Source organism: Cupriavidus sp. GA3-3 (assembly GCF_000389805.1).
In the GTDB taxonomy this organism is placed as follows: domain Bacteria; phylum Pseudomonadota; class Gammaproteobacteria; order Burkholderiales; family Burkholderiaceae; genus Cupriavidus; species Cupriavidus necator_D.
Genome location: NZ_KB944504.1, coordinates 277,421 through 291,527, shown reverse-complemented (window position 1 = coordinate 291,527; position 14,107 = coordinate 277,421). Strand labels below are relative to the sequence as shown.

The following is a 14,107-nucleotide window of genomic DNA, read 5'->3' as shown; positions in this document are numbered from 1 at the left end:
CAACCAGGAGACAACGATGAACGATAGCGCCAAACCTGAGTGTCAGGAAACCAGCAATGAGCCATGAAACATTGATGAGTATGGCGGCCGGTGCCCGTGCCGCCATCGCGGACCCCGCGCGAATCTCTCTCGTGGGTAGTGACGCCAACCCGCGCTTTGAACTGTTCCACGCGGCCAGTTCGCTCTGCTCGCAGAAAGTGCGCACGGTACTGTTCGAGAAGCAGTTGCCATACCGCTCGAACAATATGATGATCCTCGGTTCGATGGGTCCGGATGGCGTGGTTCCAGCCGAGCACTACCATCCACCCTACGTCCGACTGCGCTTGCTTGCAGGCCGGGAAGTGGGGCGGGAACTTGTCAGCGGCTATAGCGGGCGCACTTCGGTAGAGACCGAGGGCTTTGATCCCTGCGCGGTCCCGTTGCTTGTGGACTACAAGGCTGGCCGTGTCATTGCCGACTCCAGACGGATCTGCTGCTATCTCGATGCGGTGTCGCGCGATCCAATTCAACTCGTGCCGGAAGATGCCGATGCGCGTGCCCGGGTGATGCATCAGGTGAGCATCGTCGATCAGATCCCGAATGGCGCCTTGCTCTACGGCTTTCATCCCGATGCCGACCTGCGGCCTGAAGCGCTCAAGACGGCCATGGAAACGGTCTACGACTACAAGATCAAGGCGCTCGAAGCCATGATTGACGCCAATGCCGACGATGCCGGGCTCGTTGCAGCCTATCGCGCGAAGATCGCGAAGGAGCAGGGCGGCAAATCGGTCCGCCACGATGCGGCATTTCAGCGCGCCGCACGCCAGCACGTCGCGGGCCTCTTGACGGACCTCGACCATGCGCTTGGTTCGTCGTCACCGTACCTCAGGGGGGAATCATTCTCGCTCGGCGATGTGCTGTGGGGTGTCAACCTGGTCCGGATGGCTTATCTGGGTCTTGCGTCGATGTGGGAAAACCTGCCCAACGTGGGGCGATATGTGGATGCGCTGGCCAGGCGTCCGTCCCTGTGCACGGAAGCGGTCCAGGCCACGGTCGATTCCATGCCTCCTTCGCGCTATTTGCATGCCATTGCGGGCTGCGGGGAAGCGGTGCCGGGGTAGTCCACCATCCCGACGCCATGGTCAATACCGGTGCCTGTAGCAAGAGGGGGAGTGGGCGGAGACTCTGACCTCCGCCCATTTGCTTTCTCAGGCTGCCACGGGCCGGATCCCGGCAGATGCGGCGCCCTGGGGGTATGATCGGAGGTCAAGATCACCGCCAAATCCGATCCTTTGCCACCGCCGGCAATGATCCGCATTCCCATGCATCGGCGTTGCGGCATTGACCGGATACGTCTGCCAGGCTATGACGAAGTCACCGGCTCAGGATCCATCCAATGCAGCGCCTCTGCATGAGCAGATCTACGCACGGATTCGTGCCTCTATTCGGCAAGGGCAACTGAAACCCGGGCAGCGGGTGCCATCCTTGCGTGCGTTTGCGGGCGAACTCGGAGTAGCCCGCGGGACCGTCCAGGTTGCCTATGACCGGCTCCTGGGCGAAGGTTACCTGACCGCTAAGGGCCCCGCGGGAACGTTCGTTTCCGAGCAAATTGCGCCATCCCGCCCCGACCGCGTCGTCGCAGCGGCTGGTCCCGGCCCCACGCCACCGGACCAGGAACTTGCCGAGTTTTCGACCGACGCGGAAGGGGGCGTCCCTGCGCCGTTGCAGCTGGGGCTGCCCGCGCTGGATGAGTTCCCTCGAAAACTATGGACGAGGTTGATGGCGCGGCAAATACGCCGGGCCGGCTCGCTGACCAGGCCGGCGCCCGCCGGATTTGGTCCGCTGCGCGAAGCGCTGGCCACTTACTTGCATCGCTCGCGAGGCATCGACGCCCAGCCGCACCAGGTGTTCGTCGTGCCGGCCTATACGGCCAGCCTTGCATTGATTGTGGATGCGCTCAGCCTGGCGGGTGAAAGCACCTGGGTTGAAGATCCCGGCTACCCTCCGACAGCCCAGTCACTCAGGCGCCTGAACCTGCAGGTCCGGCATGTGCCAGTAGACGCACATGGCCTCGACGTCGCATTTGGGCGTCAGCATTTTCCAGATGCACGCCTGGCCGTAGTGACGCCATCGCACCAGAGCCCGACTGGCGTGGCACTGACACTGCAACGCCGCGTCGAACTGCTCGACTGGGCCGGTGAGCGGGGCGCATGGATCATCGAGGACGACTACGACGGCGAGTATCGTTACCGCGGCCACCCGTTGCCGGCCTTGAAGAGCCTGGACACAGGCGAGCGGGTGATCTACTGCGGCACGCTTAGCAAGGTGCTGTACCCGGGGCTACGGCTCGCTTACGTGGTCGCGCCACCAAGTCTGGTGCCGACCATGGATCTGGCCTGCAGGCGCACGGTGCATGGCGGCTGCCCCGAACTCTTGCAAGCCGTGGCGGCGGAGTTCATCGAGCAGGGGCACTTCGCCCGGCATATCAAACGCATGCGCACGCTTTACGCGCGACGACGTGCAATGCTGGCCGAGGCGCTGGCTCCGTACGCAACGGACGGCCTCACTGTTTGCCTGCAGGATGGCGGCATGCACCTTCTGGTCGACATCAGGGACGATCTTGACGATCTGGCCATGGCCCGCCGTGCGCGCGAGGCAGGATTCGCCGTTCATTCGCTGACTGCCTGGCGGCATGGTGCGCCAGGGCGGCGTGGCTTGATGATCGGCTTCACCAATCTGCGTAGCCAGACGGAAGCCGATCGACTGGTTGCCGAACTGATGCGCGCGCTGAAAGCATAGACGATCGTCATATGCGCACTCGCGCCGATCGATCACCTGATCGACGCGCTACCAACCATAGGTCATGCCTCCCCGTGTCGATGGCCCAGTCGATAACGACAAACATGTGTCTGTCGACTGTGTTATCGCACAACTACATTGAACCCCACACAAACCAGCATGCATCGGCACCATGACCAAGGACCCGATGCTCTGACCTGTTCAAGGCAACGCGCGCACGCGCCAATATGGGAGTATCGATATGTCTTCAGATCGCAGCCTCGACCAAGGCCTGTCGCGACGTGGCCTGCTGTTGGGCAGCGCGGCCGCGGCCGGCGCGCTGGCGGCTTCCGGCTTGCCCGGACCAGCGGCGGCAGCAACGTCGGCAGAAAAGGCGAGAGCCGCAAAGGCAGGCGGCAAGGCTTCAGGCAGCTATATCACGGCAAAGGACGGTACCCAGCTCTATTTCAAGGACTGGGGCGCCGGTCGCCCCGTTGTATTCAGTCATGGCTGGCCACTGAGCTCGGACAGTTGGGAATCCCAGATGGTGCTCGTTGCGTCGGAAGGGCATCGCGCCGTTGCACATGACCGTCGTGGCCACGGCCGTTCAAGCCAGCCATGGAATGGCAATGAGATGAACACTTATGCCGACGATCTGGCCGCAGTGTTCGAAGCCCTTGAACTGCGGGATGCCATCCTGGTTGGCTTCTCCACAGGTGGAGGCGAGGTGGCCCGGTATATCGGCCGGCATGGGACGCGACGCGTTTCAAAGGTGGTGCTGGTTTCAGCGGTGCCGCCTTTGATGGTGAAGACCGCCGCCAATCCGCGCGGATTGCCAATTGAAGTGTTCGACGGCCTGCGTGCCGCACAACTTGCCAATCGGTCGCAGTTCTACAAGGACGTGCCGGCGGGGCCGTTCTATGGCTTCAACCGTCCCGGTTCCAAGCCGTCGCAGGGGTTGATCGACGCATGGTGGGCGCAGGGCATGCAGGGTGGGCACAAGAATACTTACGACTCGATCAAGGCGTTCTCCGAGACCGATTTCACCGAGGATCTCAGGAAGATCGATGTGCCGACCCTGATCATCCACGGCGACGACGATCAGATCGTGCCGATCGACGCCGCTGGACGCGCATCGGCAAAGCTCGTCAGGAACTCGAAGCTGATCGTCTACCCCGGTGCGCCGCATGGGCTCACCGACACCCACAAGGACAGGTTCAACGCCGACCTGCTGGCATTCATCCGTAGTTAAACGACGCCGCACCTGCCGGGCCCCACGAAGGCGCCGGCAGACTGGCTCATCCCAAGAGGTACTTCCCATGTGCAACCACCACGGCCCCTATGCAGATCCCGTTGACCCGGCTCTGCCGAAGTCCAGCCTTACGCTGGACCTGTCACGCACCGCGCTTGTCGTGATTGACCCGCAGATCGACTTCATGAGCCCCGAAGGCCGCAGCTGGGGCGTGGTCGGAGAAAGCGTGACGGAGCAGAACCTGGTGCCCAACCTGGTCCGTCTGTTCGAGGCCGCAAAACAGGCGGGCATCACGGTCGCCATCTCTCCCCACTATTACTTTCCCCATGATCACACATGGAAAGTGCAGGGCCCCGCCGAAATGTTCCAGCATGCCATCGGCATGTTCGACCGTCCGGGCGCGCTGAACCTGGATGGATTCCGCGGCTCGGGCGCGGACTTCATGCCGGAGCTCAAGCCGTATATCGAGGATGGCAAGACCATCATCTGCTCCACGCACAAGCTGTACGGCCCGCAGGCCAACGACCTTGTCCTGCAGTTGCGCAAGCAGCGCGTCGACCAGGTGATTCTTGCGGGCATGGCCGCCAATCTGTGCGTCGAATCCCATTTGCGTGATCTGCTGGAGCAGGGTTTCGAAGTTGCTATCGTGCGTGACGCCGTGGCAGGGCCAAAGCTACCCGAAGGGGACGGGTATCACGCGGCACTGGTCAACTTCCGCTTCATCGCAAACGCGCTGTGGGATACCAGCGAAACCGTGCAGCGGTTGGCAGGAAAGGTTGGAGCACCCGCGTAGCGCCTGTCGTGCGCCAGTGCGACAGCGCCCTGGCGCGGCAATGCAAAGTGCATGAATGTCCAGTTCAAAGAATGCATAGAGGCGACTCATATGCCTAAGATTCCTTCGCGCTACAGCCATTTCGCCTATGGTGTTATCCAGGCCGGCTTGACCTGCTCCATCGCTGCTGCCATCGCAAGCATTCCATTTGCGGACGAAGGCCTGTTTTTTCAGCACTGGCTTAAGTCCTGGAGCGTTTCCTGGCTGACCATGCTGCCGGTTGTCGTGTCGGCCACGCCTGTCATTCGCCGCCTGGTCGATTGCATGACGAGCCACTCTTAGGTCATACCGTCCAATGCCGATGGCCCAGTTGAAAACGATAAACATGTGCCTGTTGACTGCGTCATCGCTCCACTACATTGAAGCCGAGGCCCCTCAGCCTGCTGCGGCTCGATTGCAGCCCGCGCCGTGACTATTCCAGACAGGAAGCGAGGTGCGCTCCAAGCCGATCTGGCGCGGGGATGCGGCGTTCCCTAACATGGAATCGTTCCCCTTTCCTCAGTACGGAGAAGCATCATGAAGATTGTCATCATCGGCGGGACCGGCCTGATCGGCTCGAAGACCGTTGCCATTCTGCGCCAGGGCGGCCACGAGGTCGTCGCCGCCTCGCCCAGGAGCGGTGTCAACAGCATCACCGGCGAGGGGCTCCAGGGGGCCCTGGCCGGCGCTCAGGTGGTGATCGATCTTGCCAATTCCCCGTCGTTTGAAGACAAGGCGGTGCTGGAGTTCTTCGAGACTTCCGGCCGCAACCTTCACGCGGCGGAGACCGCGGCGGGCGTTCAGCACCATGTCGCGCTGTCCATCGTCGGCACCGACCGGACGCCCGACAACGGCTATTTCCGCGCCAAGGTCGCGCAAGAAAAACTGATCGAGGCCTCGGGCATCCCCTACACCATCATCCGCTCGACCCAGTTCATGGAATTCATCGGCGGCATCGCCGATTCCAGTACACAAGGAAATATCGTCAGCCTTTCGCCGGGGCTGTTCCAGCCGATCGCGGCGGACGACGTTGCCGCCCTCGTTGCCGATGTCGCGCTCGCGCCCCCCAGAAACGGCATCGTCGAGATCGCTGGACCGGAGCGAGCCCCGTTCAATGAGATCGTCGCCCGCTATCTCAAGGCGGTTGGCGACCCGCGTGAAGTCGTGCGTGACCCCGAGGCCCGCTACTTTGGCGGCCTGGTCGAGGAACATTCGCTCGTGCCGTTGGGCGAGGCACGCCTCGGCCGCATCGGTTTGGAGGAATGGATGCGTCAAGCACAGCAACGATAGTCCCCAGGGCGCATGCCCACGCAAGCAGCACCGGTTTCGCAAGCACAACATTGATCAGATTACCAGGAGCGAACATGACCCAACGTACGAATTACTTCCAGCAATCCCCGGAACTGTCCAAGAAGCTCATGGAATTCGGGCCGCTGTTCCAGAAGACCACGATCGAAGCGCCCATTCGCGAACTCGTCGAGATTCGCGCATCGCAACTCAATGGCTGCGCGTTCTGCGTCGACATGCATATCAAGATGGCGAAGATCCACGGCGAGCGCGAATTGCGCCTGCATCATGTGGCGATCTGGCGCGAGTCGACACTGTTCTCGCCGCGCGAACGCGCCGCGCTGGCCTGGACCGAGGTGCTGACCCGGCTTCCCGCCGACGGCGTGCCCGACGATATCTATGAGCGCGTGCGCACCCAGTACAGCGAGAAGGAACTGTCGGACCTCACCTTCCTGGTGGGGGCGATCAATACCTGGAACCGCCTGAACGTGGCGTTCCGCATGGTGCCTGGTTCGTCGGACAAGGCGTTCGGGCTCGACAAGGCCAACCTAGAGTGATGCCATGAAGACGGTCACTTCCGTTGCGGCAGCACTGGTGTTGTCATGCCTGACGGTTGCAAGGCCGGCCGCCGCCGCGCCGGAGGCCAGTGTCACGCCCCTGGTCAAGGAAGCGTTGCCCGAATATCCGGGCAAGGAAGCCGAGATGATCATCGTGGAGTATCCGCCGGGCAGCGCCGATCCCGTGCATCGCCATGACGCCCACGCCTTCGTCTACGTGCTCGAGGGCAGCATCGTCATGGGCCTCAAGGGCGGAAAAGAGGTAACGCTCAAAGCGGGCGATACCTTCCACGAAGGTCCCAACGATATCCACACCGTCGGACGCAATGCCAGCAAGACGCAGCCAGCAAAGTTTGTCGTGTTCCTGCTCAAGAAAAAGGGCGCGCCGATCCTGACGCCGGTAAAGTAGCGGTCGTCCATTCAGGCACCGGCAATGCCAGTGCGCACTGTCCGGCCGGCAAGAGCGGCGCTACCGCATGCTCTTGCCGTGCCGCTGCTTTCCCGGGTGGCGTGACAGTCACGATGAAGCGGCAGGATGGGCCCGCACGGTGACCTCAACGGCGCCGCCGCGAGGGAGGTTTTCTCTCGCTCACGATCGGCCGCCATGCGCGATCGATGATCGAACGGGAGATCGACAGCTCCATGCCCAGGCCGATGGCGTTGCTGAAACCCGTGTCGATGTCCGCGATGATGGGCACGAGGTGGGTGACGTGGTTGTCGATTCTTTTTCTGGATGGGGAACGCTTCTTCAGATGACGAAACATGGCGCTGGCGAGGCGGAGTGGATTCCGTAATGTGAAACGCGCTTGCAGGCGACGGGCGGTTGCTTGCTTCACGGCACTCGCCGGCCGACGGCTTCGCCAGATTCCCCCTAAAGTCCCCCAGCCTGCTCGCCGTTAACCCCCAGGCGTCCCCATTTCCCAAACAACACCCAATTCCCCCGCCTGTTCGCGCGAATGGGAAGCCCCCCACGCTTCGATAATCCCTGCTGACGAATAGCGGCCTGCCGCTTCGCACGGAGCATGGATGTCCGAAGAAAGCGACCTCGAGAAAACCGAACCCGCCTCACCCCGGCGCCTGGAAAAGGCGCGCGAGGAGGGGCAGGTAGTGCGTTCGCGCGAGCTCGCCACGTTCGTCATGCTGATCGCCGGCGTGACCGGCCTGTGGACGCTGGGCGGCCATCTGGGCCGCAGCCTGAACCAGGTGATGCAGGGGGCGCTGCGCTTCGAGCCGGCAACGGCGTTCGATACCTCGCGCATGCTGTCGCGCTTTGCCATGATGGTGTGGGACAGCCTGCTGGCCTTCCTGCCGCTGCTGTTCCTGTTCGGCGTTGCCGCGCTGGCGGCGCCGTTGCTGCTGGGGGGCTGGGTGTTCTCGGGCAAGTCCTTCGCGCCGCAGTTCTCGCGCCTGTCGCCGCTGGCGGGGCTGGGCCGGATGTTCTCCGCGCATTCGCTGGTGGAGCTGCTCAAGGCCGTGGCCAAGTCGCTGCTGGTGGGCAGCGTGGGCGCCTGGGTGCTGTGGCGGCGCCTGCCCGAGGCCATCGCGCTGATGAATGCGCCGGTGCAGGAAGCGCTGCTGCACATGGTCGACCTGGTCATGTATTGCTGCCTGGTGGTGTCGCTGTCGCTGCTGGTGGTGGCGGCCATCGACGTGCCGTGGCAGTACTGGGAGTTCTTCAAGAAGCTGCGCATGACCAAGGAAGAGGTCAAGCAGGAATTCAAGGAAAGCGAGGGCGACCCGCATATCAAGGGCCGCATCCGCCAGCAGCAGCGCGCCATGGCGCGCCGCCGCATGATGACCGAGGTGCCCAAGGCCGACGTGGTGGTGACCAACCCCACCCACTTTGCCGTGGCGCTGCGCTATGAGGAAGGGCGCATGGGCGCGCCGCGCGTGGTGGCCAAGGGCACCGGCGATATTGCCGCCCGCATCCGCGAGCTGGCTGCAGAGCACCGCGTGCCGCTGATGTCGGCCCCGCCGCTGGCGCGTGCGCTGCACCGCCACGTGGAGCTGGGCCAGGAAATCCCCGCCGGACTGTATACCGCCGTGGCCGAAGTGCTGGCCTGGGTCTATCAACTGAAGCACTGGCATTACTCGCAGGGCCCGCAGCCGCAGGCACCCGCGGACCTGCCGGTGCCCGATGAACTCGCCGTACCGGAAATGCGCCAATGAACGCTCTGAGCAACCTGTTGAACCTGCCCGGCCTGCGCTCCGCCGGCCAGCTCAAGGCCATGACCGGGCCGCTGCTGATCATCATGATCCTGGGGATGATGATCCTGCCGCTGCCGGCCTTCGTGCTGGACCTGCTGTTCACCTTCAATATCGCGCTGGCGATCATGGTGCTGCTGGTCAGCATGTACACGCAGAAGCCGCTGGACTTTGCCGCCTTCCCGGCGGTGCTGCTGTTCACCACGCTGCTGCGCCTGTCGCTGAACGTGGCGTCCACGCGCGTGGTGCTGCTCGAAGGCCATACCGGCCCGGACGCCGCGGGCAAGGTGGTGGAGGCCTTCGGCCACTTCCTGGTAGGGGGCAACTTCGCGGTCGGCATCGTGGTGTTTGCGATCCTGGTGGTGATCAACTTCATGGTGATCACCAAGGGTGCGGGGCGTATCGCCGAAGTCGGCGCGCGCTTCATGCTGGATTCGATGCCCGGCAAGCAGATGTCGATCGATGCCGACCTGAACGCCGGCCTGATTGACGAAGCCGCCGCCAAGAAGCGCCGCGCCGAAGTGGCGCAGGAATCCGACTTCTACGGCGCCATGGACGGCGCCAGCAAGTTCGTGCGCGGCGATGCCGTGGCGGGCCTGCTGATCATGTTCATCAACGTCGCCGCCGGCATGGTGGTGGGCATGGTGCAGCACGACCTGGACTTCGGCACCGCCGTGCACAACTACACGCTGCTGACCATCGGCGACGGCCTGGTGGCGCAGATCCCGGCGCTGGTGATCTCCACGGCCGCCGGCGTGATCGTGTCGCGCGTGTCGAACGAGCAGGACGTGGGCGAGCAGCTTACCGGCCAGCTCTTTGCCAACCCGCGCGTGCTGTACCTGACCGCGGGCATCATCGGCCTGATGGGCATCATCCCGGGCATGCCGCATTTTGCCTTCCTGCTGCTGGCGGGCGCGCTGGTGTGGATGGGCCGTTATATGTCGCGCCGCGCCGCCACGCAGGAGCAGGTCAAGCAGCGCGAGGAGCGCACCCCGGCGGTGGCGCAGGAATCCACTGAAGCCAGCTGGGACGACGTCACGCTGGTCGACCCCCTCGGCATGGAAGTGGGCTACCGCCTGATCACGCTGGTGGACCGCGCGCAGGACGGCGAGCTGCTGGGCCGCATCAAGAGCATCCGCAAGAAGGTGGCGCAGGAGATCGGTTTCCTGGTGCCGGTGGTGCATATCCGCGACAACCTGGAGCTCAAGCCCAACGCCTACCGCATCACGCTCAAGGGCGTGGAGATCGGCCGCGGCGAAGCCATGCCGGGGCAGTGGATGGCGATCAACCCCGGGCAGGTCAGCGGCACGCTGCCGGGCGCGGCCACGCGCGATCCCGCCTTCGGCCTGCCGGCGGTGTGGATCGACGCGGGCATCAAGGAGCAGGCGCAATCCTACGGTTATACCGTGGTCGATGCCAGCACCGTGGTGGCCACGCACCTGAACCACGTGATCCACATGCACGCCGCCGAGCTGCTGGGCCGCCAGGAAGTGCAGGCGCTGCTGGACCGCATCGCCAAGGACTCGCCCAAGCTGACCGAAGACCTGGTGCCGAAGGCCATTTCGCTGACCGCGCTGCAGAAGATCCTGCAGAACCTGCTGGACGAAGGCGTTCCCATCCGCGACATGCGCACCATCCTGGATGTGGTGGCCGAGCATGCGCCCAGGATCAGCGACCCGAACGAGCTGACCGCGATGGTGCGCGTGGCGCTGGGCCGCGCGATCACGCAGCAGCTGTTTCCGAACAACGCCGACCTGCAGGTGATTGGCCTGGATGCCGGCCTGGAGCGTGTGCTGTCGCAGGCACTGACCAATGGCGGCGGGATCGAGCCGGGCCTGGCCGATGCGTTGCTGCAGCAGACCCAGGGCGCGGTCACGCGTCAGGAGCAGCTGGGCATGGACCCGGTGCTGCTGGTGCCGTCGCAGCTGCGCCCGCTGATGGCGCGCTTCCTGCGGCGCACCATGCCGCAGCTGAGGGTGCTGTCGCATGCCGAGGTGCCGGACAACCGCAATATCCGCATCACCGCCATGATCGGCGCGTGAGGAGTCATAGATGAGCGTAGCCAAGTTTGTCGCGGCCAACGGCCGCGAAGCCATGCGCCAGGTGCGCGAAGCCATGGGCCCGGACGCCGTGGTGCTGTCCAACCGCACCGTCGAGGGCGGCGTGGAGATCGTCGCCATGCGCGATGCGGATCTGGGCAGCGTGCAGGCCACGGCACAGGTCTACGTGCCGCCCGCGCCGGTGGTCGAGCCCGCCGCCATCGGCGACCTGCGCGGTGAGCTGCAATCGATGCGCGCAATGCTGGAGCGCCAGCTGGCCGGGATCAGCCCTGCCCAAAGCGCGGTTCCAAGCGCGGCAGCGCACGGCGTGGCCGCCAGCGACCCGCTGCGCGAATCCCTGTTTGAATGGATGGTCGGCGCCGGCTTCTCCGGGCAGCTGGCGCGCACGCTGCTGGCGCGGCTGCCGCTGGGCTACGACCGCCCCGCGGCCATGGGCTGGATCCGCACCGAACTGGCCAGCAAGCTGCCGGTGCTGGGCGATGAGGACAGCCTGTTCGCGCAAGGCGGCGTGCTGGCGCTGGTGGGTCCCACCGGCGTAGGCAAGACCACCACCACGGCCAAGCTGGCGGCGCGCTTCGTGCTGCGCCACGGCGCCGACAAGCTGGCGCTGCTGACCACCGACAGCTTCCGTATCGGCGCGCACGAACAGCTGCGCATCTACGGCGACATCCTGGGCGTGCCGGTGCATGCGGTAAAGGATGCCGCCGACCTGCGCTTCGCGCTGGCGGCGATGAAGGACAAGCACCTGGTGATCATCGACACCGTCGGCATGAGCCAGCGCGACCGCAGCCTGTCGGAACAGATCGCGATGCTGGCCGGCGTGCCGGCGCCGGTGCAGCGCGTGCTGCTGCTCAACGGCGCCAGCCACGGCGATACCCTCAATGAAGTGGTGCATGCCTACCGTCATGACGCCGCGCCGGATGGGGGCGGCATCGACGGCTGCATCATCAGCAAGCTGGATGAGGCCACCCACCTGGGCTCGGTGCTGGACGTGGTGATCCGCCACCGCCTGCCGGTGTTCTACGCCTCCACCGGCCAGCGCGTGCCCGAGCACCTTGAGCTGGCCAACAGCACCGCGCTGGTGGAGCGCGCCTTCCTGACGCCGCGCCGCGGTTCGGTATTTGCCGATGCGGACGCCGCACGCCGGCGCAGCGCCGGCACCGATGACGAGGCCCCCGCGCGTGGCGGTGCCGACGAGGTGCTGCGCTCGCTGACCGACAGCGCCGACGCGCTGAGCCAGTGCGTGGCGGAACTCAATGGCGCGGGCCTGGGTCTGGACCTGGCGCGCTCGCTGTGGCAACAGCGCAGCGCCGGCGCCCCGGCCCTGCGCGCGATGTCGCAGCAGGTGCGCGAAGCGGTCTGCCGCGACGTGACCCGCCAGTGCGAGCAGTACGTGCTGGCCAGTGCCGCCACGCTGCAAGTGGCCGTGCCCGGCCGCCGCACGCCGCAGCCGATGCAGCACACGCTGTGGCTCGCCGACCGCGACGGCATGCCGCTGGCCGCCACCGTGACCCCGACCGGCCGTGCCGGCCAGCCGTTGGGCGAGGCCGAGTCCGATGCCGCCAGCCTGCGCGCCGCCATGAGCGCCGCGCGCAAGGTGGTCAACCTGATCGATGCCGTACCGACCGCCGCCACGCTGGCACGCTGGCAGCAGGCCGGCGAGCGCTGGGTGGCCAGCGCGCGCAAGACCGCGCGCGTGGTCAGCGCCGGCGCCGCCTGGAAGCTCGATGCGCTGGCCGACACGCTGACCTTCCACGCCGTGGGCGAGGACACCGTGCGCGAGCGTGAAGCCGTGCGCTGGCTGGCCAGCGCCGAAGTGCGCGTGCCGGACAGCCCGGTGCGCGGCAAGGGCACGCCCGAAGGCGGCATCGATGCCTGCCTGGTGGTGGCCCGCCTGGCCGACCGCGCCACCGGCGAACTGCTGGATACCCGTTACCTGCTGTGCGACCCGGCGCTGGCGCAAGATGCCGCGCAGGTGGCGCGCTGGGCCTTGTGGACCGACGCAGCCGATGCGCGCCTGCGCACGCTGCGCCACGCCATCGACCACTTCGCCCAGGACGCCGAAAGCGGCCACGCCGCCGGCGCCGCGCTGGCCGCATTGCAGCTGGGCCTGTCGGTGCTGCGCCTGGAACACGCGCCAACCGCGGCCGCGCCCGCCTTCCTCGCGCGCCTGGCTGGCCGCACGGTGCGCCAGGGCGTGCCGGTGCCGGGCGCGGTGCTCAATGAAGGCATGGGCCGCATGCTGGCATTGCTCGACGTGCTGGAAAACTATCCGGGCCGTGGCACCGCCGTGCCCGCTGAAGCGATGGAGGTGTTGCAGTGAGCGCTCTCGCCATGGACCAGGCCGAGAGCCTGCGCCGGATGCTGGCGCCGCGCACGACGCGCCGTATCGCCGTGGTCGCCAGCGAACGCGGTGCCGGCGCCACCACCGTGGCGCTGGGCTTGTCGCACGCGCTGGCCATGCAGGGCGAACGCGTGCTGCTGGTCGACGAAGACGCCGCCGCGGCGTGCGCCACGCGGCTGTCCGGCGCCAGGCCCGCCGGCACCCTGGCCGATGTCAGCGCAGGCCGCCTGTCGCTGGAAGCTGCTGCAGGCACCGGTCCCGGTGGCGTGCTGTCGGTGCTGCCGGCTGGCCGGCCTGTGCCGGGCTGCGCCTTGCCGGCTGCTGCCGCGAGCGGTTTTCGCAGCGTGCTGGTGGATGCCGGCGTCGATGCCGACGGCGCGCTGTCGCCGCTCGCGGGCGGCGCGCACAACGTGCTGATCGTGATGCGGCCTGAACTGGCGTCGATCACCGCCGCCTACGCGTGTATCAAGCGCCTGCACCACCTGTATGCCTGGCGCCAGTTCCACCTGATCGTCAACATGGCGGCGAGCGAGGCTACGGTGCAGGCGATCCTGCGCAACCTCGCGCGCACGGCCAGCCAGTACCTGGGCGTTGAGGCGTTGTGCGCGGGCTGGCTGCCATCCGACCCGCTGGTGGCGCGCGGCGTGCAACTGGGGCGCTGCGTGGTCGAGGCGTTTCCGGCGGCGCCGGCCACCACCGCGCTGCGCCGCACCGCCGGCAGCATCGGTGCCTGGCCGCTGCGCGCGGACACGTCCGCGCCCGCGCCCGCAGCCGCAATGGCCTGAGCCTGCCAGCCATGCCATCCAACCGAACCAGACCCTGAGCCAGCCCCCG

At 65.9% G+C, this 14,107-nt stretch carries 13 protein-coding genes; 12 read left to right on the top strand and 1 reads right to left on the bottom strand.

Annotation, left to right across the window (positions count from 1 at the left end):
* Positions 1 to 56: 56 nt before the first annotated feature.
* The 8 genes from C265_RS29845 to C265_RS29810 all read left to right on the top strand — a co-directional run bounded on the left by C265_RS29845 (position 57) and on the right by C265_RS29810 (position 7,073).
* Complete coding sequence (locus C265_RS29845; protein WP_010812686.1) at positions 57 to 1,100, top strand: glutathione S-transferase family protein; 1,044 nt, start codon at positions 57 to 59, stop codon at positions 1,098 to 1,100.
* Positions 1,101 to 1,344: 244 nt separating this feature from the next.
* Positions 1,345 to 2,778 carry a PLP-dependent aminotransferase family protein gene (locus tag C265_RS29840; RefSeq protein WP_037025661.1) on the top strand — a complete coding sequence of 478 codons (1,434 nt, stop codon included), beginning with the start codon at positions 1,345 to 1,347 and terminating at the stop codon, positions 2,776 to 2,778.
* Between the two features lie 241 nt (positions 2,779 to 3,019).
* A complete protein-coding gene (locus C265_RS29835; RefSeq protein ID WP_037025659.1) occupies positions 3,020 to 4,009 on the top strand; it encodes an alpha/beta fold hydrolase in 990 nt (329 codons plus the stop codon).
* 67 nt (positions 4,010 to 4,076) lie between these two features.
* Positions 4,077 to 4,802, top strand: a complete 726-nt coding sequence (locus C265_RS29830; protein ID WP_010812683.1) for a cysteine hydrolase — start codon at positions 4,077 to 4,079, stop codon at positions 4,800 to 4,802.
* 51 nt (positions 4,803 to 4,853) lie between these two features.
* A complete protein-coding gene (locus C265_RS29825; protein WP_246840266.1) occupies positions 4,854 to 5,123 on the top strand; it encodes a DUF2798 domain-containing protein in 270 nt (89 codons plus the stop codon).
* 234 nt (positions 5,124 to 5,357) lie between these two features.
* On the top strand, positions 5,358 to 6,110 hold the full coding sequence (locus tag C265_RS29820; RefSeq protein ID WP_010812681.1) for an SDR family oxidoreductase: 753 nt from the start codon (positions 5,358 to 5,360) through the stop codon (positions 6,108 to 6,110).
* Positions 6,111 to 6,184: 74 nt separating this feature from the next.
* On the top strand, positions 6,185 to 6,664 hold the full coding sequence (locus C265_RS29815) for a carboxymuconolactone decarboxylase family protein (RefSeq protein WP_010812680.1): 480 nt from the start codon (positions 6,185 to 6,187) through the stop codon (positions 6,662 to 6,664).
* A gap of 4 nt (positions 6,665 to 6,668) precedes the next feature.
* Positions 6,669 to 7,073 carry a cupin domain-containing protein gene (locus tag C265_RS29810; protein WP_010812679.1) on the top strand — a complete coding sequence of 135 codons (405 nt, stop codon included), beginning with the start codon at positions 6,669 to 6,671 and terminating at the stop codon, positions 7,071 to 7,073.
* 145 nt (positions 7,074 to 7,218) lie between these two features.
* Here the strand turns inward: C265_RS29810 and C265_RS32430 are convergent, their stop codons facing one another.
* A complete protein-coding gene (locus tag C265_RS32430; RefSeq protein WP_144062276.1) occupies positions 7,219 to 7,500 on the bottom strand; it encodes a hypothetical protein in 282 nt (93 codons plus the stop codon).
* 190 nt (positions 7,501 to 7,690) lie between these two features.
* On the opposite strand from C265_RS32430, the gene flhB reads away from it, so the two are divergent.
* The 4 genes from flhB to C265_RS29790 are packed head-to-tail and all read left to right on the top strand — an operon-like array spanning position 7,691 to position 14,058.
* Positions 7,691 to 8,833, top strand: coding sequence for a flagellar biosynthesis protein FlhB (gene flhB / locus C265_RS29805; RefSeq protein ID WP_010812678.1), 1,143 nt, complete (start codon positions 7,691 to 7,693; stop codon positions 8,831 to 8,833).
* The gene (flhA, locus tag C265_RS29800) at positions 8,830 to 10,911 is read left to right on the top strand and encodes a flagellar biosynthesis protein FlhA (protein ID WP_010812676.1); all 2,082 of its coding nucleotides are present in this window, start codon (positions 8,830 to 8,832) and stop codon (positions 10,909 to 10,911) included. The genes flhB and flhA overlap by 4 nt, the downstream gene beginning before the upstream one ends.
* A 10-nt stretch (positions 10,912 to 10,921) precedes the next feature.
* Positions 10,922 to 13,252, top strand: coding sequence for a flagellar biosynthesis protein FlhF (gene flhF / locus C265_RS29795; RefSeq protein ID WP_010812675.1), 2,331 nt, complete (start codon positions 10,922 to 10,924; stop codon positions 13,250 to 13,252).
* A gap of 11 nt (positions 13,253 to 13,263) precedes the next feature.
* Positions 13,264 to 14,058, top strand: a complete 795-nt coding sequence (locus C265_RS29790) for an AAA family ATPase (RefSeq protein ID WP_010812674.1) — start codon at positions 13,264 to 13,266, stop codon at positions 14,056 to 14,058.
* Positions 14,059 to 14,107: the final 49 nt, after the last annotated feature.